Source organism: Nitrospira sp., from assembly GCA_016715825.1.
In the GTDB taxonomy this organism is placed as follows: domain Bacteria; phylum Nitrospirota; class Nitrospiria; order Nitrospirales; family Nitrospiraceae; genus Nitrospira_D.
Map to the genome: position 1 here is coordinate 137,360 of JADJXO010000003.1, position 20,619 is coordinate 157,978.

Genomic DNA, 20,619 nt, shown 5'->3' on the forward strand with positions numbered 1-20,619 from the left:
CGTGCGATCAGCCCATCGCGCGACGGAACGCCTTGGCCCCTCCGTACAGACAGAGCGCATCAAAGACCAGCATGACGACGATCACCATCCCCACATGAGGCAACGCCTCACTCCACCCGGACAGGATGAGGGGGCGTACGGCATCAATTGCCCAGGTCATCGGATTGAACTGGGCCAAGAAACTCATCCATCCCGGCATGGCATTCAATGGGACCAGCGCAGAGCTGAGGAAAATCATCGGCAACGACAGGAAGCCGAGAACCGAAAAGAAGTCACCGTGGCTTTTGACGGAAAAGGCCATGGCCATGGAGATGGCCGTCAGGCCGACGCCGAACATCATGCCGATCACTAAGATCATCGCCACGCCGAGGATGCCCGTGGCGGGCTGCACACCGAAGAGATAGGACACGCCAAGAATGACGAGGACCTGCATGGATGTAATCGCCATGACAAAGATAAATCGGCTCAAGATGACGGAGGTGCGATGAATCGGGGTGGACATCAACCGCTCGAGGAATCCATTCTCCTTATCGAACAGCAGATCGACGCCGCCGGCTAGGCCGTTGTTCAAGACGGTCATCACGACGACCCCGGCGGCCAGAAAGCTGATGTAGTTCGGGGCCTGCATGACCTGTGTGTCCGCCGCCCGCTGGAACAGATTTCCGAAGAAAATAAGCCAGAACAGCATAGGCTGGACCAGTGTGAACAGCATGCTGAATTTCTCGCGACTCAACCGTCGAACCCACCGCATCGTCAACGCGCTGATTTCCTGCCAATAATGCTCCACGGGACTCCTTTATGCCGATTCGGCCTCGGGGATCGATTCGGTGATGGCCCGGCCTGTATGGGCGATGAACACATCGTCCAAGCGAGGTCGGTTGTACTGAATGAACTCAATATTGCAGTTTAATCGATTGGCTGACTCTAGAATGGTGGGCAACGCCTTCTCAGGTGATTCGACCCGAATGTCCAAACCCTTTGTGGTAGCTCGGACGGATTTAATGGCTGGCTGTCCCTTCAACGCAGTCTCGAGTGTCGGGATCCGGTCGAGCTCCTTGAGGGTCAAGGAGACGATGTCCCCGCCGAGCGCGATCTTGAGTTCAACCGGCGATCCCATCGTTTTGATTTTCCCACCATCGATAATAGCTAGTCGATCGCACAGTTGATCGGCCTCATCCAGATAGTTGGTCGTCATCACGACCGTCATGCCGCGAGCTTTGAGCATCCGGACATATTCCCAAATCCGGAGACGGCTTTGCACATCAAGGCCGAGGGTCGGCTCGTCGAGGAACAAGATTTTGGGGTCCGGCAGCAGCCCGCAGGCAATGTCGAGCTTGCGTTTCATTCCGCCGGAGTAAGTCTTCGCCGGGCGGTCCGCGTGAGCCTCTAACTCCACCAGCGTGAGCAGCTCGTCGATCCGTTTAGTCGCCTCTTCCTTCGACAGATGGTAGAGGGCACCCAGCAATTGAAGGTGTTCCCGCCCAGTCAGGAACCGATCGATCGCCCGTTCTTGCGGTACGTACCCGATCACGGTCCGCACCTGGTCCGCCTCCCGCACGGAATCATAGCCCATAATGGTGGCTGTCCCCGATGTTGGATGCAACAGGGTGATCAGCGTGCGAAGCGTCGTGCTTTTGCCGGCGCCGTTCGGTCCCAGCAGGCCGAAAATCTCCCCGGCATAGACCTGAAACGACAAGTCATCGACTGCTTTATGAGTCTCGTAGGTCTTGCACAAACGGCTGACGTCAATCGCGACGGTTCGATCCATGTCTAATCCCAGTCCTTTGCGCCGCGATGCTCGTGCAGCATGAACTGCACCACATCGTTCAGCCGACGGGCCCGCTGGTGCAATCCGTCGGCTTCCAGCAAAAATTGTTTTTCTAGCGGTGTGCAGTCCAAGTAGGTGGAGAGTGTGTTGACGAGGACTTCATCACTGACTTCTTCACGGAAAAACCCCTGCCATGCCGCGCTATCCTCCCTGGCCTGGAGATACCGTCCCAGCACTTCGATCAGCGAGCGCCTGACGTTGGTGGACAGCCCCTCATTCGATTGCATGGGGGTCAGGCGAATGGTCGCTTCACGGTAGGGCTTCTCGAAGTATTCCTCAAGAATCTCACATCGTTCGAGGCCTTGGAGCAAGAGGTTGGAACGGCCATCGGGCAAGGGCTGTACGCTCATGACCCGTCCAATGCACAGTGTGGGATAGATGGCCGGGTTTGCATAGTAATCCTGCTCCCAGCCTTCTTTCAGGAGAGCCATGGCGATACATTGACTGCCTAAGGTCACGTCGGCCACCATGCGGCGGTACCGTGGTTCAAACACATGGAGAGGTAAATAGGTCTTTGGAAAAAAGACGACGTTTGGTAACGGGAACACCGGAAGGCGGTTCGGAATAATGAAGGCATCCTCCTGCTTGGCTGGACCTGGGTTCGATGGTCCATGCTCGCGATCAGTCAACATAACTCACGATAGCTGAGGCGCGTGAAAATTGTCAACGCTGGATACTGATCGATGAATACCGAAGAATCGTGAAACCGCGCTCACAGACAAGCGATTTGTTCGCGCATGGACGCGCATGCTATAAACAGCCCGAGACATCAGGCTCTAGCACGGCACTCTGAGTGGAATCATGAAGGGAACACGAATGATTCGAGGTGCTCGACTCGTCATGCTTCTCACGGCTGCGCTTGGCTTTGATTGGGCCCTGGCGTCCGGCGAAAATCCTCCCGCCGCAACGTTTCAACCAGCAACCGCCGGGTATCGGTACGAGTTTCCAAGAGACCACGGCTCGCATCCGAGCTGCCGGACGGAGTGGTGGTACTACACAGGGCACCTGCACACCACGAACGGACGATCGTTCGGTTTCGAGCTGACCTTTTTTCGTCGCGGGGTTTTGCCGGAAGATATTAAGACCCTACCTTCAAAATGGTCGCTGCGCCACATCTATCTGGCCCATTTCGCCGTGACCGACATCACCGGCAAACGATTCCACTTTTCGGAAAAACTCAGCCGCGAAGGGTTGGGAAAGGCGGGAGCCGACGAATCGCGACTTCGCGTATGGATCGACAAGTGGAGCGCGGAGGCTGAGCCGGATTCTGCCGGAGTCCATACCCTCGTTGCCCGCGATGAAACACATAGCCTCGCTCTCAGGCTCGAGCCGACCAAGCCTCCGGTTGCGCATGGCGCGGCGGGAATCAGCCAAAAAGGCAAGGATGTGAGTCAAGCCTCGCACTACTATTCGTTTACCAGACTCTCGACGACGGGGAGCCTGACGATCGATGGTGAACAGTTCGAAGTATCCGGAACAAGCTGGATGGACCATGAATTCGGATCATCTGAACTGGGGGCCGAGCAAGTCGGCTGGGACTGGTTCAGCATCCAGTTGGGCGACAACACGGAGCTGATGCTCTATGGCATGCGGCTTAATGATGGGGCCACGGACCTTGCGTCCAGCGGGACGGTCATATCATCAGATGGACGGACTCAACACCTCGAAGTGACAGACTTTCAGATCGAGTCGACTGCAACCTGGACCAGCCCTGGGAGCAAGGCCACCTATCCGGCGAGGTGGCGCTTGAAGTTCCCCTCACTCGACCTTGTGTTGGACGTTGTTCCGCTCGTTGCTGATCAGGAATTGCGTACCTCTCGCAGCACTATGGTGTCTTACTGGGAAGGTGCGGTGGCGGTGACGGGGACTAAACAAGGCAGGCCTGTGAAGGGCCAGGGCTACGTCGAGCTGACCGGCTATACCGAGCGGCTCAAACTGTAATCGAAAAACTGAGTCGCCGGATCACAAGACGCCCGCGATTAGCCCAACTCCAACTACAATCAACAGACCCGAGACAATCAGTTGGACCGACCGAAGCGTGACCTTCTTGAGCACCTTTCGCCAATGTAGGCCCCGGCAAAGGCAGACAAGCTCGCGCCGATGACCAACTGCCATGCGATGGGCTCCCCGTGGGCTGAGATATCCGCGCCATAGACGGTCATGCGGGAGAGATCCACCATGACGGCGAGTACGACCCCGGTGGCGACGAACGCCTCTTTCTCAAGTCCGGCCTTGATCAGAAACATGCTCCGAAAGGCGCCTTGATGCCCCGACAAGCCGCCGAAGAACCCACTGATAAGGCCGCCGAGCGGGAGCCATCGGCGATCGAGCGCGATCTTGGAGAAGGTGGGAGAAAGCTCCAGGACCACGAAGGATATGATGAGGACACCGATCACGAGCTTGAGCGCCGACACCTGCTGAGCGCTCCCAAACGCGTGGTATTCGTAGATCGGTTTGACTTCCCCCAGATACGTCAGCAATGCAGCTCCCACAAAGGCTGCCGCGATTGCTGGCAACCCGAACTGTAGCAGTACAGAGCGATTGGCCTTTCTGCCGAGCAGCCCAATCTTGAAGAGGTTGTTCGCCAGATGGACCATGGCCGTCATCGCAATCGCCAGGTCCAGCGGGAAGAAGAGGGCGACCACCGGCATCAGCAGCGTGCCGAGCCCAAATCCGGAAAACAGCGTGAGGGCGGAGGCAAGTAATGCTACGATGCAGACGATGAGGAGGTCCAATATCTTTCTCCTAGAGGGCAGGTGAGGCATCGTAGCAGAGGTTGAAGGAGCTGATGTAGCTGACGCTAGAACTGTGAAAGCTCAGAGGAGAACTAGCTGTTTAGTCCAATGGGTTGGGACTTATAGCGTGCCCCAGGGAAGATCTGTCCGCGATGCCTGCTTCGTAGCCCTATCCTATTTGCCATAGAATCGCCTACTGAGCTCTGCAAAAAAATCTGGCCCATAGACAGGCATACCGTGTGAGGCGCCTAATAGGTCACCACGCTCCTGTTCAAGAACGCGAGATGCCTCTCTGGCACGCTCTGCCTCAGGTCCGATCCCCGATGTAACGAGGTTATCGAGGGCATACACATGTCCCTGTGTTGCCGCAGCTATCCACCAGCGAGTAGCTTCCTTAATCCTCACTGGATAACCTGCCATCCAGTCATCTTCAGACTCACAGCACAGCCCCCCCCAAAGGATTGTGGCCATTGCGTACTGACAGTGCATATCTCCGGATTCAGCATGCGGTAACATCAGGTGCTGTAACTCGCTAAACTCGACAACGTCAGGCTGATGCCACGATTCCATGTCAGCTGGATTGCTCTCTGCGTGGGATTGGATAGCAGCCTGATACCGATCGTATAGTGCTTGTAGATTATCCATGACAGCCAGGGGGCCTCACTTCTTCTGGCGCGCGCCAGCTAAGACTTCTTGCCACACATCGCGTTTGGCCTCGAATTTGGCAAGTGCCTTGCCGGTCAGCTTTTTGCTCATCTCGAAATTTCTGGTCACGCAGAACCAGCTTCGTTATCAATGGATACGGTCGTATTCGCAGGAAGATGAAGGATTCCATCAACCCAAGGATGGCTGAACTGTAGGCCTCTGATGTGCAAAAGGCAAGATTCAGGCGTGCGATACTACTGCGATCTGTGACGGGGGCGATTGTTCCCATATTGGGAGCGTGCTATAGTAGGACGTGCGCATCATTGCCAAGCGGGCACTCCGAAACTTCTGGAAGCGATACCCAAAGGCCAAGGGGCCTTTGGAAGCCTGGCATCAGGAGGTCACCCATGCTGATTGGGCATCTCCATCGGCAGTCAAAGCTCACTTTCGTTCAGCCAGTGTCCTGCATGGCAATCGGGTTGTCTTCAACGTGGCGGGGAATCAATATCGGTTGATTGTGAAGATCAATTATCCGTACCGAGTGGTGTACATTCGATTCATCGGCACACACGTCGAGTACGATGCGATCGACGTGACGAGCATCTAGCAGGGGAGGAGTTGCCATGACCATTGTTCCAATCAAGACGGCCCGAGACTATGACCGGGCGTTAGGTCGCATTGAACAACTGATGGATGCGAAACCAGGCACGAAGGCCGGTGATGAGCTGGACGTACTCACGACGCTTGTCGAAGCGTATGAAGCGAAACATCACGCGATTTGTCCTCCAGACCCGGTCGACGCGATCACATTTCGGATGGATCAACTCGGCATGACGCGGAGGGATTTGGAGAGTCTATTGGGCGGGCGCGGACGTGTGTCGGAAATCTTCACAAGGAAGCGGACTCTCTCGCTCGAGATGATTCGTCGACTTCACCGCAAGTTACACATTCCCCTGGAGAGCCTCATAGGGACCGCAGCGTAGGCACTCCTTCCCCTCACCAACATAGTCGTTTGGTCCCCTCCGCTTGACTCCCATCCGATCGCTGTGGTTAGGTCCCGCACCACGATGACGCTGCTTCGCGCTGCCCTTACATTGGCTTCTCTTACGCTTCTGATCTCCGCGCTCGCCTGTCAGAAGGAGAGCGAGTCCATCGTCTCCATCGCGCTGCATCCCACCAACGCGAATATCCTCTACGTGGCGACGAACGATGCCGTCTACAAATCGCGTGATGGGGGTGGGACCTGGGAGAGGTTTCCAAGCTTTAGTGCCCGTCGGGTGACGACGCTCGCGATCGATCCTGTGCTGCCGGCCACGATTTATGCCGGGACGATGGGGGACGCGGTGTACAAGAGCCCGGATGGCGGGCAACGGTGGTTGCCGCATAACGTCGGGTTGAAAGAGCATGTGTCGTTCGTGAATCAGTTCGTGTTTCACCCGGCACTCAACGAAAAGATCTATATCGCCACGACCGTCGGTGCCTACTACTCAAAGGATGCAGGCCGCGAGTGGGAAGAACGGATGAACGGGATGAAGGAAGTCCACATTGTGACGTCGATCGCCATCAATCCAAAGGATCCCACCATCTTGTTTGGAGGGACAACGGGAGGAGTGTATCGCTCAGACGACGCCGGGATGTCGTGGAAACGGATCAATAATGGGCTAATCCCGGAGAGTGAGCTGATGGCGGCGATGGCGCTAGGTGTCAATGCCATTGAAATCGATCGGACGAATCCCGATATCGTGTATGCAGGGACGACGAAAGGGCTTTTTCGGACGGAGAATAAGGGGGAAGCCTGGGACCGAATCGGAGAATCCTTGTCGGATCCCTTTATCAGCAGCCTGCTCCTGCATCCCTCGGATCAGTCGGTACTCTATGTCGGTGGCACAGCCGGAGTCTGGAAAAGCGTCGATCGTGGAACAACCTGGAAGGGAGTGAACCAGGGCATTGCCACGCTGAACATTCGCGCCCTGGCCATGAATCCAAAGAACTCGCAGCTTCTGTATGCCGGAACGAACGGGAGTGGGCTCTATCGATCGACCGATGCCGGCGCGACCTGGGCGGCTGTGCCGCTCAAAACCGCGCCGGTGATACATCAGTAGCCGGACTTTGCTCCACCACTCCCGTGCTGATACCGACCGCTGTAGGACAGCATCTTGTCGGACATGGCTTTCCACTCATCGGCCGTCATCAGTTCCTTCATCTTAAATCTCAGAGAGAGGACCTTGGCCGAACTTTCCGTCCGTTGAACGGTCGCTTCGTTGAGGATCTTTGAAAATTCCTCGGGCGCGGCCGTGTAACTGGTGTTGAGTGTGTAGAGTTGCCGGTGATAGTTCCGTTCCTGTTCTCGGCCGGCTTTCAGTTCGGTGATGATCTCAGCAACGAGCGCATTGACCTCTTTGGCCTTAGTAGGGTCCTGTACCGTCCGATTGATCAGCCCTTCCATGTCTTGCTGACCCTTCTGCCAATAGGCGTCGCTCTTGCTTGCTCCCATGCCGTGGTGATGATGGTGGTATGAGGAACACCCGACCAGAACGACCATTCCTATCGCCACAAGTAAACCATTGACCATCCGATGCATATGTCCCTCCATGAATAAGTTGTGACCTGGCTCCTTCTTACCGTATCATTGTCCGGAATATCATGCCAGAATTCTTCCCGGCCACACCTGATGAGTTCCATGCGCTTAAAACGGAGTTTCGTCACCACCTCGACACGTTCTATGCGGGGCTCAAACTGGCTCCACCGTACGAAAGCGTGGAAAAAGCGGTCCGCACCCTGACAACCACGGTCCATGGACTTCCGATTGAAGAACAAACCCGAGTCCTGACTGATCCTGTCTTGCGCTGGCGGCAATTCCAACGCGCCTTTGAAGCCTCAGGCCTGTCGAAGAAACACCGTGGGATCATCGCCGGCCTGGTGCGAGATCGATCGGCAGTCAGTTTGCCTGCCGAATACGACCATTTCCTGGAGTTTTTTCGACTCGAGGGGCATGGCCAGAGCAATGGTTAGGAAGAGGCTGGACTCGAGAGCGTCTCGCGCAGCTCCTCGTAGACCTTCATCAGGCGGGTATCTTCCAGACGATAGGAAAAGGCGAGGGTGACGAGCCCGAAGGCCAAGACAAGACCTGCCAGCCCGACAATGCCGAGCCCAACCAGCGCGCCTCCTAGCGAGGCGAACCCACCTTCCATGGCGTATTGAACGACAAAGGTCAGTGATCCGATGAACACAAGTGCAAACCACATGAATGTAATCAGCGTCGATGACCATGGAATGCGTTTCACACAGAGAGTCCCCAGCGCATGGTCGTGCGCAGCAAGATGAATCAGACCCTTCACCGGCCAGGCCGTACGAAATCGCCTCGAGAAGAATCGATACCGCGGACGAATTGCGATCTGAGATGATTCCGGGTAAAAGCGGGCGACTCCGTGGGGGAGCATCAACACGCCGGTGGGAGTGAATCGTTCACGCACCGTGCTCAGTGCGGTATTCGGCCATTGTTCCGAACGATCTGCCACCCGGCAGCCATACCGAACGGCGTACGGCGTCAGCCGGATGAAATACAGCCAATCGCCGACGACCAACCCGACGCATAAGGCAGCTGCAAAGAGACCCGCGAGAAGCATGGCCGTAGCTATCCCATAGGAGTGGAGCCTGAATCAAGACAACGGGATCGCAGGATTATTCGTGTCCCACACCAAAGAGTCACGCGAAGACTCCGATTTCCAAGTCGTCCAAGGAATCTGTTGACTCACGAAGAGCAGTTTGGCTAGAGTACGGCGGGCGACGTTCCGGGCGGGTCTTGTATCACTGGGGTTTCCCGCCACAATTTTATTCCTACGTCCACACATCGCGAATTAATTGTCTACACTCCGCAGCAAAGCGCACGCAGCGAGTGGGTCGTCTGGCGTTTGGAGGAGAGCATGGATCCCATCAAAATTGAGCGTGTCTACACGACGTACGCGGGCTTTTACGATAAGGTGTTTGGAAAAGTGTTCCATGAGGGGCGTGAATCGGCCATTCGGAATCTGAACGTACAGCCGAACGAACACATTTTGGAAGTGGGTGTGGGGACTGGGCTGGCCCTTCCGATGTATCCACGCCATTGCCGCATCGTCGGGATCGATCTCTCGGAGGGCATGCTGGCAAAAGCCAAAGAAAAGGCCGGAGCGCTTGAACTCGATCATGTTGAGCTTCATCGCATGGATGCGGGCGCGATGGAATTTGAAGACGACAGCTTTGATACGGTGGTCGCCGCATACGTCGTCACGGCGGTTCCAGACTATCGAAAGGTCGTGAATGAGATGATTCGGGTCTGTCGTCCTGGTGGCCGGATTGTCATGTTGAACCACTTCAGCAACGGAAACAAAGTGATCGCGGCGGTGGAGAAAGTGATCTCGCCATTGACCAAACACTTGGGTTGGCGCACGGATCTCTCGCTGAATACTGTGTTGGAAGGGACGTCTTTGCATGTTGCAAGGAAGCAGAGCGTCAATCCCTTGCGGTTTTGGGCGCTGGTCGAGTGTGTGAACGGAAAGACCAAGCAGACGAACGGAAACGGTGCAGGACACCGCATTCCTAGCTATATGAACGGTAGTGATGGTGTCGGTTTTTCATCGGGGAATGGGAAGGAACAGTATTCCCCGGAACACGTGCACTGACTTTCAGATCATCGGTTCTTACTGACTACGCCGTGAGTGGTCTTCCCGTGCCAGCCAGCCCTCCCAGTCGCGACCGGGGATGATCGTCGTGCCGACCAGGCAGTCACCAGGAAATTGCCGGGTGATGTGATCGGCGAGGACTTCAAGAATGCGGCTCATCTGCTGGTTTTGATCCCCGAATACACGCAGCATTAATCCGAAGCCATGCCCTTCCAGCGGGCCATAGGCCAGGACATGCATCATATTGTCCTCGCCGGCGAGGGAGTTGTGGACTGGAATCAGATCCCCTTCCCACTGCACGACGGAATGTGTCCCTGCGTTCCGATTCGTCTTTCGCCAGGTGCAAGGCAGACCCGCCTGGTCCAGCTCGTCTAACAACCAGTCGACAGTGGGACCCTGAGGAGTCCGCCCTTGGAAAACCCACCGAGCGAGTTCCGTCGCATGCCGAGCCGTCACGAACGGAACGGCGACTTCCTCGAGGTGGGCCTCATCACAGACAACGTACAGTTCGCCCTGCGGGTCGAACCAAAACCGCAGTTTTCCAGCGCTCCATTCCGTCTGGATAATGCCGAGCGATGAACAGTCAACTCCATCTTGCTCGAACACCGAAAAATCCGTCACCCCCGTCATCGTGAGCGTCGCCACTCGGACCAGTTCCCGTACCTCATAGCGAATGGTCACGGCGATCGTCGTTCCAGCCGGCACCTCACGTCCCGAGCGTTCGTCAAAAAGGCGACGTTTGGTGATCCGGATGTCGGTGACATACCCCGAGCGGAACCCGCCGGTATAGCCGATCAACCAGCGCAAATCGTCAGCGTTCTGGATGAGGTACGTCATGGGGCGATTGTAGCCTACGTGTGGACGAGCTGCTACCTCTGCGTATGCCCCCAAACCGACAGTACAGGGGGGCGGCGAGGTCGGAGTGGGGTGGTGATCTCACAGGCACCCTGCCGAGTGAGTCCGACCTTTCTGCAGAGTGAGGCCGCGAGAGTCGCCTCGTTTCGACCCTGATTAATCATGACGAATCGACCGTGGGGCTGCAGATTACGAGCGATCCGTGCAAATAAGGTGTGCGGTGTAAAGAGGGAGAGTGGTAATCGCCAGGCCAACACAGGGTCAGGCGTCACGAAGGGATACCAGGCCGTCACGATGTCCGCCGGACGGTCGTAATAGGCATAGTCACCGACGATGAACTCCGTGTTAGGCAGCGAGTGGATATACCCGTGTGCATAGTCGAGGCGACTATACCCGTTCAAGTAGATCCGGTGGCCTTCGACCTCGATTCCCAATAACTCAGCGGGACGGAAGAAGGTGTGCAGGACGGGTGCGTACCAAAAATTACTGGAGCCGATATCCTGAACGACTCCGCCTCTCAAATGGGGAAGTCGCATTCCTGACCAGGCCTGTTCCAGAATATCGAGGTAATCGTACTGTTTCAGGGCCGTCAGTTGTCGCGCAGACGCTTCGAACCGAACGCCAAATCGCTGTTGAAGCCGTTCGATCCGCTCACGGACAACTCCGCTGAGTTGATCCAACTGTCCGGATGAGCGTTCACGATAGATCCCGCGCGACCAGGCGACCCCCTGACCTAGGCGAAACCAGAATGCGTGATACTGGGAAGCCAGCCGCTGCCGAATCGAATAGGACGTGTCGCATTCCGGAGAAATCGAGGATAGGGATGGCGTCCGATCTTGAGAGCCTATAGGCTGTTCCACGACTGCATTGTGCTCAACGACGGAGACGGCCATATGCTTTCATCGGCAGATTCGCCAATGGGCTAAAGGGGAGTCGGCGCAAAAGATGGTCAGGATCAGCCGGAGAGGGCTTGTCGGCACCTATCTGCTTGGTCAGGGGTCAACAACCAGAGGCGATCATGGTTGCGTTCAATCGAGACAAAGCGATCGGTGCGAGAGGCGTGCATATGTACGATGTCATGCCATGTAGTCCATAGCCAACTGTATGGCACTACAGTAAAGATCTGCTGCTCTTTTCTTCGGGGCCTGTCGTCGGCTATGGTAGAGAAGATATCCGCTGAGGGTTCTCGGAGAATGGGCAACGAGTGTGACTGGAAAACAATTGTGTTCGAGGGGTGAGGTGGGAAGCGAAAGAGGGTGGGTGTTAAGGAAATACTATGCGCGCGGTTTGTCTCCAACACGTTCCCTTTGAAGGCCCAGGTGGTTTTCGTTCGGCGCTCGCCGAACGCGGTGTCTCTTTAGAACGCTATCTGGTCCCGCAGGACGGCCTACCCAAAGACGCTGGTGATCTTCTCATCGTGATGGGTGGACCGATGTCAGTCAACGATTCAGATACATGGATCACTGAAGAAACCGCATTCATCAGATCGGCGCTGCTGGCGGGGAAACCCGTGATCGGAGTCTGTCTGGGCAGTCAGTTGATGGCGAACGCCCTCGGTGCGAAGGTACGGCCGGGCAGGGCATTGGAAATCGGCATGACTGCGGTTTGTCTCACGAGTGCAGGAAAAGGAGATCCGGTGTTCGGAACAGGCCCCGATACCTTCTCTGTCTTTGAATGGCACGGAGAAGTGTTCGACCTGCCTCAAGGTTGTGTGGCTTTGGTGGAATCTGAGGTTGCGCCGCTCCAGGCATTCCGGTATGGCAAGCATGCCTATGGCCTCCTCTTTCATCTAGAAATGGAAGAGAGTGGCATCGATTCGCTGTGCGGAGAATGTGGGACGGATTTGATCAAAGCGGGTCTTACTGCTGCCCATGTAAAGTCGGCGGCCATGCCTCACCTTCGCCAGTCGCATATCATGGCCGATCGGCTGATCCATCACCTTCTGAGACCTGCAGATTGATTCCCTAGCTAGTCATGAAGTAGTCTTGTTTCCCTCTTTACACGTTCGAGCGTCCTCATGCCTATCATCCACGGTCGATTCCCTGACTTGTGGATGCAATGACTTTGTCACGACGAGATGAGGACATTATATGAAAGGAGTTTGATCCACCATGGCCGGTTTTCCGATTGAAGTCGCGACCCGTATCAAGACCTTACCCCCCTACCTCTTTGCAGCGATCGACAAGATGAAGCAGGAGGCCATTGCCCGAGGGGTTGATATCATCAATCTTGGGATTGGCGATCCCGATTTGCCGACGCCGAAGCCCATCATCGACAGCTTGGCAAAGGCGGCTCAAGACCCCACGCATCATCAATATCCCTCGTATGAAGGCATGTTGTCGTTTAGGAAAGCCGTGGCAGGATGGTACAAGCGACGGTTCAATGTGACGCTCGATCCAGCCGATGAGGTCCTGACGCTGATCGGCTCCAAGGAAGGGATCGGGCATGTCCATCTGGCGTTTGTCGATCCAGGAGATCTGGTGCTGGTGCCCAGCCCAGGCTATCCCGTCTATCCCGTCGGAACCAGTTTTTCAGGTGGTGCCGCCCATCTCATGCCGTTAACCAAAGCCAATGGTTTTCTCCCGGATTTGAGTGCGATTCCGAAGGAGGTGGCCCAAAAGGCCAAGCTGATGTGGCTCAATTCGCCGAACAATCCCACGTCGGTGATCATGACGAAAGATTACTTCAGGCGCGCCATCGAGTTTGCGCAGGAAAATCACATTATCATTTGTCACGACGCGGCGTACTCGGAGATCTATTACGACGGCAAACGACCGGTGAGTTTCATGGAAGTGGAAGGCGCCAAAGACGTCGGCGTGGAATTTCATTCCCTCTCGAAGACCTACAACATGACGGGTTGGCGTATCGGATTTGTCGTCGGGAACAAGGCGGTTTTGGCCGCTCTCGGCAAGGTGAAAAGTCAGTTGGACTCCGGAGTGTTTGAAGCGATACAGGAGGCCGGCATCACCGCCCTCGAGCTAGACGATTCTGTGACCGACGGCATCCGAAAGATTTATCAGGAGCGTCGTGACACGATCGTCCCTGGGCTCAAAAAGCTGGGGTTAGAAGTCGATGCACCTCCCGCTGCATTCTATATCTGGGTAGCTGTGCCGAAGGGATATACCTCGACGTCCTTCACTGCGCATTTGCTGGAAAAGTCCGGCATTGTGACGACACCAGGCAACGGCTTCGGTGCACCGGGCGAAGGCTATGTTCGCATGACGGTCTGTACAACCAAAGAGCGGCTCGCGGAAGCGGTGGAACGGATCAAGAGGGTGGGGTTTTGACCAAGTCGTTCGTGAAGCGTGAAGCGTTATTCGTAAAAGGCCCTTTCGTCTCGACGATTCACGCATAACGTTTGGCGAGGTACGTGCATGGCGGAGACGGTCTTCATTGGGTTTGGGTCCAACGTCGGCGATCGAGTTGATTGTTGTGATCGGGCCGTGACCCTACTCAGTTTGCTGCCCCATTCACGGCTGACGGGAGTATCGCTCTTGTATGAAACGGAGCCGGTTCGAGGTAAAACCGATCCCGGGGAGGGCTGGTTTCTCAACGGGGTGGTGCAGATTGAAACTGATATCACACCCCAAAGCCTCCTTGTGATACTCCAAGAGATTGAGCGATCGCTCGGACGAGATGAGGATAACCGTTCTGGGCCCCGGACAATCGATCTCGACATTCTTTTTTACGGTGAGCGTGTCATCAAGGAGCCAGGGTTGACTGTCCCACACCCTCGCCTCCATGACCGACGATTCGTCCTCATGCCGCTGAATGAATTGGATCCGCGCTGGGTCCATCCCGTACTCCAGCAGTCGGTTTCACGATTATTGGAACAGGTAAAAGACCAAGCCCGCGTGCAGCTCCTCTTTCCTCAGCCGTCCACAAAATACGGGTCTCGTCCCACGTGCAGTTCACCACCGCGCACATGAAGATCATCCGTTCACCGCATGCCATGACTGCCTGGGCTGAGGGGCTTCGGCGGGAAGGTGTACGGATTGGGCTGGTGCCCACGATGGGGGCCTTGCACGATGGACATCGCGCACTGATTCGAGCGGCTCGTATGCAATGCGACGCCCTTGCTGTCAGTATCTTCGTCAATCCCACGCAGTTCGGCCCGCGTGAAGACCTCACCCAGTACCCACGCCCCATTTCGCGCGATCGAGCCCTTTGCAGGCAGGAAGGGGTGGATGTGTGTTTTGAACCGACTCCAGCGGGCATGTACCCTGAAGCCTTTCAGACGATCGTCACGTTGCCTACGATTGCGCGTCGATGGGAAGGAGAAGTGCGCCCTCATCACTTTTCCGGGGTTGCCACTATCGTGACCAAACTCTTCGGGATTGTCCGCCCTCACATCTCACACTTTGGGCAGAAAGATTTTCAGCAATCGGCGCTGGTTCGACAGCTGGTCGAGGATCTCAACCTTGGTGTGACTATCGTCGTGCAACCGACAGTCCGGGAAAATGATGGGTTGGCGATGAGTTCGCGCAATGTCTATCTGTCGCCTGATGACCGAGTGCGCGCCATAATCCTGTACAGAGGCTTGCAGGCGGGAGCTGACGTAATCCGAAAAGGTGTTCGTGCCGGAAAGGCAATACAGACGGCGATGCGTCGAGTCATCAAGGCCGAGCCGAGCATGGCGGTCGACTATCTGGCGGTTTGTGATCCTCGTACGCTAGAACCAATTTCTGCCGTGACTTCGAGAGTTGTCTTGCTTGGAGCGGTACGTCTTGGGCCTGTTCGACTGATTGATAATCTACTGGTGACGGCTCCAAGACGGCGCTTGGAATAGACAAGGCAAGACTAAGAAAAGAAATTCTGGTGTAGGTTTTGTCCCACCAGCAGGCTGAGAATGACCTGGCTGAGGCGGTTCTTATCGGCTGTCACCATTTCAAGGAAGCTGAGCCCCACTGATCCTGGCCTCGACGAGCACACCATGGCCGTTTCAATTTTGATCGGCTCTTCATCAGAAGCTGGCTTGATGACCAATTCGACGAACGTTCCCTGAGGCAATGTTGCGGCGGTCTCGAGCGTACACCCCCCCATCGATATGTCCGTCACACGATTGGCCGTTTGGGCGGCGTTTCCTGTGAGGAGGTTGGCGCGGAACGACACGGACAGTCGCCTATACTCCCGGCGGTCTGTGGCCGAGGAGGGGGAAGTGGGGAGGCTTCTGAAGACCCGGAAGCGTGTGGTACAGAGCTGACAACGAAACGGAAAGATCCTGAAGCGATTGAAGATCCGCTCCATGGTGCCCTCATCATGGATCCGTCGAACGAAGGGGGTTCCGCAAGTTGGACAGTGTGGATCTTTCATGTGCTCTCGGAGGAACCTGTCGCGGTGTCGTGTGTTGATAGCGCCGGAGTCAAGAGGTGCTCTCGTTGTGCTTCCAAGATGGGGTTGATATCGGCGGGCGAGTAGGTTGGAGGTTTCACCCATTTCCCATCTGCTCGCTTGTATCCACCTACCTTACTCAGATTCGACCGATGGACTTCCTGAAATACCGGCTCCATATCGATCCCATAGGACACCGCCGTCCCATAGGTCACGTAGAGCAGGTCCGCCAGTTCCTTCGCGACTGCAGCAAGATTTTCAGTGGCCATGGCCTCCGTCAATTCGTCGAACTCTTCCTGGATGAGACGGACACGAAGGTGCTTCGTGTCATCGTTCAGGTCGGTCGGAACGGTCCGCACCAGAATGTCGAATTTGTTATGAAAGGCTTCAACCATGGTTTGTTCGTTCGTCATGGGCACTCCTTCAGTCACTTTCAAACGACAATGTTTTCTGGGGTACGACCTCGGTCGGTTCAAGCGTGACAATCTCGCGATCAGAGGATACTCCCAATTCTTTGAAACGCCGCGCAGCCGGGAGAATACGTGTCTCCAGGGAGCTCACCGCGCGGTTATAGGCCGACACGCTTTTCCCCAGGGCTTGCCCGACATCGTTCATATGTCCCGCCAGCACGGCCATCCGTTCGAACAGTTCTTTGCCCAACCGACCTGCTTCCTCCGCGTGGGCAGTCAATCGTTCTTGTCGCCATCCGTAGGCCACGGCACGCAGCAGCGCCACTAATGTTGCCGGAGTCGCCAACACGATGCCGTTCGCAAACCCCTCTTCAATGAGCTGAGGATTCTGGTCTAATGCGGCCCCGAGGTATTGTTCGCCGGGAAGAAACAGGACGACGAACTCAGGGGAATGATCGAATTGCGTCCAGTAGGCTTTCAATGAGAGTTCGTCCATACGACTTTTCACCTGGGCGGCATGGCGACGCAATGCCTCAGCTTGTTGGACATCATTCTGTGCTTCGTGGGCGTCCAGATAAGCGGAGAGCACGGTTTTCGCATCTACGATAATTTGACGCCCGCCTGGCAGTTGAACGACCATATCAGGTCGAAACCGTGCGTCCTCAACGGTGACGGACGGTTGTTCCATGAAATCGCAGTGTTGCACCATCCCGGCAAGTTCGGCGACTCGTCTTAGCGTCAACTCTCCCCATTGTCCTCGGACGGTCGGCGCTCGTAGGGCTTTGACCAGGTTCCCGGTTTCTTGCTGCAACCGCTGCTGAGACTCAGCCAATGATTTCAGATGTTGATCCAACCCCCCGTACGCTGACTGTCGTGACTGTTCCAGAAGACGAAGTTGCTCATCATAACGTTGCAACGTGTCGTGGAGAGGACGGACCAGCGCATCAATGGCCTGTTGGCGTTGAATTAGGTCTCCATCAGCCTTGACATGAAGACTTTCGAATGTCACAGCGGCAAGCTTCAGGAAGGCTTCGTTATTTTGTTTTAAGGCCTCGCCGGAGAGGGCTTGGAACGTCCCGACGAGTTCCGTGCGAGACTGGTTGAGCAAGACCTTCTGTTCCGCGAGCTGTCGTGCCGACACGTCCATTCGAGTTTCAGCCAGGATTCGGGCCTGTTGCGCTTGGGATAATTCTTCGCGAAGCAAGAGGGCTGCGGTCCGCTCTAGCTCCAATTGCTTTCTGAGTTCGTCGGCGGTTGCCTCGGCGCGCTGGGCCTGAGAACGCAAGCGTCCCGTGACCCAAAGCCCTACGACTAAACCACCGAGAAAAATCCCAACCCCAAAACCTATCGCTAAGGGGATTCCCTCGGTTAGGTGTGGGAGAGACTCAAACAATTGAGGAAACAAAGAACTCCTATATGTAGGGTGTCATAACTACATTTTCAGTCACAGTACGCAAGGTATTGAGAAAGGTCAAGGAGCAGAAGACCCAGATCAAATAGCTCTACCCACACGTTGGTGATGGAGATGGCCCGATACGAATGGTCCCCGCCTTCGTGTCAAGCGTGACTTGTAGCCCGTCAGCAAGTTGTGTCATGGCCCCTTGCACGTTGGCGATGGCCGGTAACCCATATTCGCGAGCGATGATGGCTCCATGTGACAACGTGCCGCCCATCTCTGCGATCAGCCCTCCAGCAATTCCAAAGAGCGGCGCTAGCCCTGGATCGATCACCGGCACTACCAGGATGTCACCCGGCGTCACCTTGCTCCAATCCATGACCGATCGGATCATCCGTACAGGACCAATCACGGATCCAGTACTGATTGGCATACCGGTGAGCTGGCTTGGGCTATCAGTCTGAATGGATAATTGCATCTGGTCGTTCACGGATTCCCAGTCCTGAACGGTATCGGGGACGGGGATCGCTGCATGATGCTCTCGTTCCAGGCGGCGTTCCCGGACGATAGCTCTCCAGTCGCTGGTGTTCCCGGTGAGGAGATCGTTTCGCTCGTCGATCGAAAGGAAAAAGATGTCCTCGCGTTGATCCAGTCGACTCTGTGCGACCAAGAGCTCACCGAGACGCATCAAAAGAGTGCGGATGGCGGTTGAGTAATACATCAAATGGTGTCGATTCGCTTCTCGTAGTGCGAAGAAGCGGCTGAGCCTTCGATAGCACCAGAAGAAAATCAGCCGTCGCTCGACACGCCAACCCATTCGTTCCTTGATTTGCTCGAGCGCGGCGACTCTCATCTTTTCTTGACGCGCAAGAACTGCCTGATGCGAAGGAGAAGCCGAGAGGAGTTGGCGGCGGAGAACCATCAAGATGGTTTCAGGATTGTCTGCCAACCGCGGCGACATGACATCGGATTCGCCGATTCCTCGGTGACCATAGTCATCCATATAGGCCTGGAAGGCTCGAAAGAATTGTGTGTTGTTAAGCACGGAGCGAAATGTGGAGGGTTCCCATGATTCTGCTGTGAGAAATGACCTTGCGGTCGGCTCTTCTCGTGCGATGTCGGCGATCTCAGCGAGGCGGAGGATCTGCTGGGCGCTGATGACGGTTCCCTGTCCTTGCAGTGCGGCGTTCAACAGTTCTCGCCAATCGTGGCCCAGCCAGTGAGGAAGGGTGCGGTTGAACATTTCTAAACACTGACCGACCCCTGCAGCAATTCCAAACGTGACCTCTCGGCCCTCGAGCCAAGGACCCAGCGAGTCCAACTTTAGGACCAGTTCATCAAATGGAAAATGCCGCACGCGAGCTTGACTATAAGCTGCAGCCAATTCCTTCATTTCGAGAAACAGGCGTGGACCAGCACGCTCAACCCGCCGCATCTCCTGCCATATCAACCATCCAGCCCGCACAGAGGCTGCGCTGCCGAGTGGCTGAACCGGAGGTGCGTTTACCAGCGGTTCGCCTCCCATCTGTTCGGCGTTCAGTGATGGGTCTCCACCGAGTTGAGCCACCAGCAGATGGAAAAGGGTCACGTTCAGATAGGGCCGCCCCTTCAGAATGCGGACGGACGAAAGTCCATCCGGGATACGGCATCCCAATCTCCGATAGTGAGCCAGGATGTAACGGTCCATGAACCGCTCCAGGAACGAAAGACTCAATGGGCTTGGTAGTTCCGGCAACGTCTCCTTGAAATTGGTTCGCGACCATTCACAGTCATCGTTGGAGAGGGTCGATGAGGGACGGACGTTTGTAATTGGTCTGGCCTGGACCAGCCAGAGTTGTTCTGCGTCATAGGCCCACTCAAAATCTGTGGGTTGCCCCAAGGCCAGTTCGATTCGTTTGGCGGTCATTGCGAGGGCAAACAGTTGAGAGTCTGTCAGTGATGACCGGTGTTTGCTGTCTCCCTCGAGCAGATCGGTCCGTAACCCATCAGGCGAAACCGAGAGCCGTTGGGACTTCTGGGTCTGGACGCGTGTATGAACGGCGATCGGTTGCCCATTGTCGGAGACTTTCACGACGTACTGATCCGGAGTAATCGTGCCGTCGACCAATGGTGCGGCAAGCCCAGGGATCGCATTAATCATCACCTGATTCCTTCGGCCAGTCACGGGATGGATAGAGTACCCCACTCCAGCAGTTTGGGCGTCGACCATCGGTTGAATGAGTACGGCCATTCTTGGAGGTGCGTGGGGATTCTGTCGAGCCATGTAGTCAACAACACGTTCTTCCCATAGGGAAGTCCAGAGGTCCTTAATGGCCCCCTCGATCTCCGGCAGGGCCATGCCAAGGTGGGTGCGGTAGAGACCAGCGAAGCTGGCGTGGGTCGCATCCTCGTTCGTGGCGGAAGAACGAACAGCCCACCGCACATCTGGAGGTCGGCTCAATGCTTCGAGCGCGGCCAGCCATTGACTGGCCAGTTGGGAAATATTGATCCCTTTGATCTGATTCCGATAGCGGCTTAAGGTTGAGTGCCGTTCAGTCACAGGTAGTCGGTAAATCGCGGGCCATAGGTCGAAATCTTGGATCCCTGCTGTCAGTAACGCCTGCCCGTAGGCATCTGTCGTGATACACAGTCCCGGAGGAACGGAGAATCCAGCCACAATAAGCCGTGCTAGACCGACGGCTTTTCCTCCGGCGAGGCTCACATCGATACACTGAGATAGTGGAAGGATAAGCGGAGGCGCCATGAGCGTCGATAGTAA

The 20,619-nt window shown here is 55.9% G+C and carries 22 protein-coding genes and 1 pseudogene; 10 read left to right on the forward strand and 13 right to left on the reverse strand.

Features of this window, described 5'->3' with window-relative positions:
* Window positions 1–7: 7 nt before the first annotated feature.
* The 3 genes from IPM58_10325 to IPM58_10335 are packed head-to-tail and all read right to left on the reverse strand — an operon-like array spanning window position 8 to window position 2,460.
* A complete protein-coding gene (locus IPM58_10325) occupies window positions 8–787 on the reverse strand; it encodes an ABC transporter permease (protein MBK9307460.1) in 780 nt (259 codons plus the stop codon).
* Window positions 788–796: 9 nt separating this feature from the next.
* Window positions 797–1,768: an ATP-binding cassette domain-containing protein gene (locus IPM58_10330; protein ID MBK9307461.1), complete on the reverse strand. Its 972-nt coding sequence runs from the start codon at window positions 1,766–1,768 to the stop codon at window positions 797–799.
* Between the two features lie 2 nt (window positions 1,769–1,770).
* On the reverse strand, window positions 1,771–2,460 hold the full coding sequence (locus IPM58_10335; GenBank protein ID MBK9307462.1) for an LON peptidase substrate-binding domain-containing protein: 690 nt from the start codon (window positions 2,458–2,460) through the stop codon (window positions 1,771–1,773).
* A 169-nt stretch (window positions 2,461–2,629) separates the two neighbouring features.
* Here IPM58_10335 and IPM58_10340 point away from each other — a divergent pair, with 169 nt between their 5' ends.
* Window positions 2,630–3,769 (forward strand): carotenoid 1,2-hydratase, encoded by a 1,140-nt coding sequence (locus IPM58_10340; protein MBK9307463.1) that lies wholly within the window; start codon window positions 2,630–2,632, stop codon window positions 3,767–3,769.
* Between the two features lie 21 nt (window positions 3,770–3,790).
* Here the strand turns inward: IPM58_10340 and IPM58_10345 are convergent.
* Window positions 3,791–4,563, reverse strand: a pseudogene (locus tag IPM58_10345) (sulfite exporter TauE/SafE family protein).
* A 174-nt stretch (window positions 4,564–4,737) separates the two neighbouring features.
* Entirely contained in the window at window positions 4,738–5,208 is a 471-nt protein-coding gene (locus tag IPM58_10350; protein ID MBK9307464.1) for a hypothetical protein, read from the reverse strand.
* A gap of 313 nt (window positions 5,209–5,521) precedes the next feature.
* Between IPM58_10350 and IPM58_10355 the strand changes: the two genes are divergently transcribed.
* The 3 genes from IPM58_10355 to IPM58_10365 all read left to right on the forward strand — a co-directional run bounded on the left by IPM58_10355 (window position 5,522) and on the right by IPM58_10365 (window position 7,310).
* A complete protein-coding gene (locus IPM58_10355; GenBank protein ID MBK9307465.1) occupies window positions 5,522–5,815 on the forward strand; it encodes a type II toxin-antitoxin system HigB family toxin in 294 nt (97 codons plus the stop codon).
* Between the two features lie 16 nt (window positions 5,816–5,831).
* Window positions 5,832–6,191 (forward strand): helix-turn-helix domain-containing protein, encoded by a 360-nt coding sequence (locus IPM58_10360; protein ID MBK9307466.1) that lies wholly within the window; start codon window positions 5,832–5,834, stop codon window positions 6,189–6,191.
* A gap of 84 nt (window positions 6,192–6,275) precedes the next feature.
* Window positions 6,276–7,310 (forward strand): hypothetical protein, encoded by a 1,035-nt coding sequence (locus IPM58_10365; GenBank protein ID MBK9307467.1) that lies wholly within the window; start codon window positions 6,276–6,278, stop codon window positions 7,308–7,310.
* Here IPM58_10365 and IPM58_10370 read toward each other — a convergent pair.
* Window positions 7,304–7,789, reverse strand: a complete 486-nt coding sequence (locus IPM58_10370; protein ID MBK9307468.1) for a hypothetical protein — start codon at window positions 7,787–7,789, stop codon at window positions 7,304–7,306. The genes IPM58_10365 and IPM58_10370 overlap by 7 nt on opposite strands.
* Window positions 7,790–7,851: 62 nt before the next feature.
* Between IPM58_10370 and IPM58_10375 the strand changes: the two genes are divergently transcribed.
* The gene (locus tag IPM58_10375; protein MBK9307469.1) at window positions 7,852–8,220 is read left to right on the forward strand and encodes a hypothetical protein; all 369 of its coding nucleotides are present in this window, start codon (window positions 7,852–7,854) and stop codon (window positions 8,218–8,220) included.
* On the opposite strand, the gene IPM58_10380 is transcribed toward IPM58_10375, so the two are convergent.
* On the reverse strand, window positions 8,217–8,834 hold the full coding sequence (locus IPM58_10380) for a hypothetical protein (GenBank protein MBK9307470.1): 618 nt from the start codon (window positions 8,832–8,834) through the stop codon (window positions 8,217–8,219). The genes IPM58_10375 and IPM58_10380 overlap by 4 nt on opposite strands.
* A 297-nt stretch (window positions 8,835–9,131) precedes the next feature.
* On the opposite strand from IPM58_10380, the gene IPM58_10385 reads away from it, so the two are divergent.
* Entirely contained in the window at window positions 9,132–9,869 is a 738-nt protein-coding gene (locus tag IPM58_10385; GenBank protein MBK9307471.1) for a methyltransferase domain-containing protein, read from the forward strand.
* Window positions 9,870–9,887: 18 nt separating this feature from the next.
* Here IPM58_10385 and IPM58_10390 read toward each other — a convergent pair whose 3' ends face one another.
* Together IPM58_10390 and IPM58_10395 are read right to left on the reverse strand one after the other, a co-directional pair.
* Window positions 9,888–10,706, reverse strand: a complete 819-nt coding sequence (locus IPM58_10390; protein MBK9307472.1) for a hypothetical protein — start codon at window positions 10,704–10,706, stop codon at window positions 9,888–9,890.
* 32 nt (window positions 10,707–10,738) lie between these two features.
* Window positions 10,739–11,617, reverse strand: coding sequence for a hypothetical protein (locus IPM58_10395; protein ID MBK9307473.1), 879 nt, complete (start codon window positions 11,615–11,617; stop codon window positions 10,739–10,741).
* Between the two features lie 383 nt (window positions 11,618–12,000).
* Between IPM58_10395 and IPM58_10400 the strand changes: the two genes are divergently transcribed.
* The 4 genes from IPM58_10400 to IPM58_10415 all read left to right on the forward strand — a co-directional run bounded on the left by IPM58_10400 (window position 12,001) and on the right by IPM58_10415 (window position 15,513).
* A complete protein-coding gene (locus tag IPM58_10400; protein MBK9307474.1) occupies window positions 12,001–12,684 on the forward strand; it encodes a type 1 glutamine amidotransferase in 684 nt (227 codons plus the stop codon).
* A gap of 166 nt (window positions 12,685–12,850) precedes the next feature.
* Entirely contained in the window at window positions 12,851–14,011 is a 1,161-nt protein-coding gene (locus IPM58_10405; protein ID MBK9307475.1) for an LL-diaminopimelate aminotransferase, read from the forward strand.
* An 87-nt stretch (window positions 14,012–14,098) separates the two neighbouring features.
* On the forward strand, window positions 14,099–14,653 hold the full coding sequence (gene folK, locus IPM58_10410; protein MBK9307476.1) for a 2-amino-4-hydroxy-6-hydroxymethyldihydropteridine diphosphokinase: 555 nt from the start codon (window positions 14,099–14,101) through the stop codon (window positions 14,651–14,653).
* The gene (locus IPM58_10415; protein MBK9307477.1) at window positions 14,650–15,513 is read left to right on the forward strand and encodes a pantoate--beta-alanine ligase; all 864 of its coding nucleotides are present in this window, start codon (window positions 14,650–14,652) and stop codon (window positions 15,511–15,513) included. The genes folK and IPM58_10415 overlap by 4 nt, the downstream gene beginning before the upstream one ends.
* Before the next feature lie 11 nt (window positions 15,514–15,524).
* Here the strand turns inward: IPM58_10415 and IPM58_10420 are convergent, their stop codons facing one another.
* The 4 genes from IPM58_10420 to IPM58_10435 form a co-directional block, all read right to left on the reverse strand.
* Window positions 15,525–15,971: a PilZ domain-containing protein gene (locus IPM58_10420; protein ID MBK9307478.1), complete on the reverse strand. Its 447-nt coding sequence runs from the start codon at window positions 15,969–15,971 to the stop codon at window positions 15,525–15,527.
* A 62-nt stretch (window positions 15,972–16,033) separates the two neighbouring features.
* Window positions 16,034–16,468, reverse strand: coding sequence for a hypothetical protein (locus IPM58_10425; GenBank protein ID MBK9307479.1), 435 nt, complete (start codon window positions 16,466–16,468; stop codon window positions 16,034–16,036).
* Window positions 16,469–16,478: 10 nt separating this feature from the next.
* Window positions 16,479–17,825: a DNA recombination protein RmuC gene (gene rmuC / locus IPM58_10430; GenBank protein MBK9307480.1), complete on the reverse strand. Its 1,347-nt coding sequence runs from the start codon at window positions 17,823–17,825 to the stop codon at window positions 16,479–16,481.
* 142 nt (window positions 17,826–17,967) lie between these two features.
* Complete coding sequence (locus tag IPM58_10435) at window positions 17,968–20,604, reverse strand: hypothetical protein (GenBank protein MBK9307481.1); 2,637 nt, start codon at window positions 20,602–20,604, stop codon at window positions 17,968–17,970.
* Between the last annotated feature and the right edge of the window lie 15 nt (window positions 20,605–20,619).

Coding starts and splice junctions, on each gene's coding strand:
- IPM58_10435 (MBK9307481.1), bottom strand. CDS start 20,604: ATGGCGCCTCCGCTTATCCTTCCACTATCTCAGTGTATCGATGTGAGC.
- IPM58_10365 (MBK9307467.1), top strand. CDS start 6,276: ATGACGCTGCTTCGCGCTGCCCTTACATTGGCTTCTCTTACGCTTCTG.
- IPM58_10400 (MBK9307474.1), top strand. CDS start 12,001: ATGCGCGCGGTTTGTCTCCAACACGTTCCCTTTGAAGGCCCAGGTGGT.
- IPM58_10375 (MBK9307469.1), top strand. CDS start 7,852: ATGCCAGAATTCTTCCCGGCCACACCTGATGAGTTCCATGCGCTTAAA.
- IPM58_10340 (MBK9307463.1), top strand. CDS start 2,630: ATGAAGGGAACACGAATGATTCGAGGTGCTCGACTCGTCATGCTTCTC.
- IPM58_10380 (MBK9307470.1), bottom strand. CDS start 8,834: ATGCTTCTCGCGGGTCTCTTTGCAGCTGCCTTATGCGTCGGGTTGGTC.
- IPM58_10390 (MBK9307472.1), bottom strand. CDS start 10,706: ATGACGTACCTCATCCAGAACGCTGACGATTTGCGCTGGTTGATCGGC.
- IPM58_10420 (MBK9307478.1), bottom strand. CDS start 15,971: ATGGAGCGGATCTTCAATCGCTTCAGGATCTTTCCGTTTCGTTGTCAG.
- IPM58_10330 (MBK9307461.1), bottom strand. CDS start 1,768: ATGGATCGAACCGTCGCGATTGACGTCAGCCGTTTGTGCAAGACCTAC.
- IPM58_10395 (MBK9307473.1), bottom strand. CDS start 11,617: ATGGCCGTCTCCGTCGTTGAGCACAATGCAGTCGTGGAACAGCCTATA.
- IPM58_10370 (MBK9307468.1), bottom strand. CDS start 7,789: ATGCATCGGATGGTCAATGGTTTACTTGTGGCGATAGGAATGGTCGTT.
- IPM58_10360 (MBK9307466.1), top strand. CDS start 5,832: ATGACCATTGTTCCAATCAAGACGGCCCGAGACTATGACCGGGCGTTA.
- IPM58_10415 (MBK9307477.1), top strand. CDS start 14,650: ATGAAGATCATCCGTTCACCGCATGCCATGACTGCCTGGGCTGAGGGG.
- IPM58_10335 (MBK9307462.1), bottom strand. CDS start 2,460: ATGTTGACTGATCGCGAGCATGGACCATCGAACCCAGGTCCAGCCAAG.
- IPM58_10350 (MBK9307464.1), bottom strand. CDS start 5,208: ATGGATAATCTACAAGCACTATACGATCGGTATCAGGCTGCTATCCAA.
- IPM58_10425 (MBK9307479.1), bottom strand. CDS start 16,468: ATGACGAACGAACAAACCATGGTTGAAGCCTTTCATAACAAATTCGAC.
- IPM58_10385 (MBK9307471.1), top strand. CDS start 9,132: ATGGATCCCATCAAAATTGAGCGTGTCTACACGACGTACGCGGGCTTT.
- folK (MBK9307476.1), top strand. CDS start 14,099: ATGGCGGAGACGGTCTTCATTGGGTTTGGGTCCAACGTCGGCGATCGA.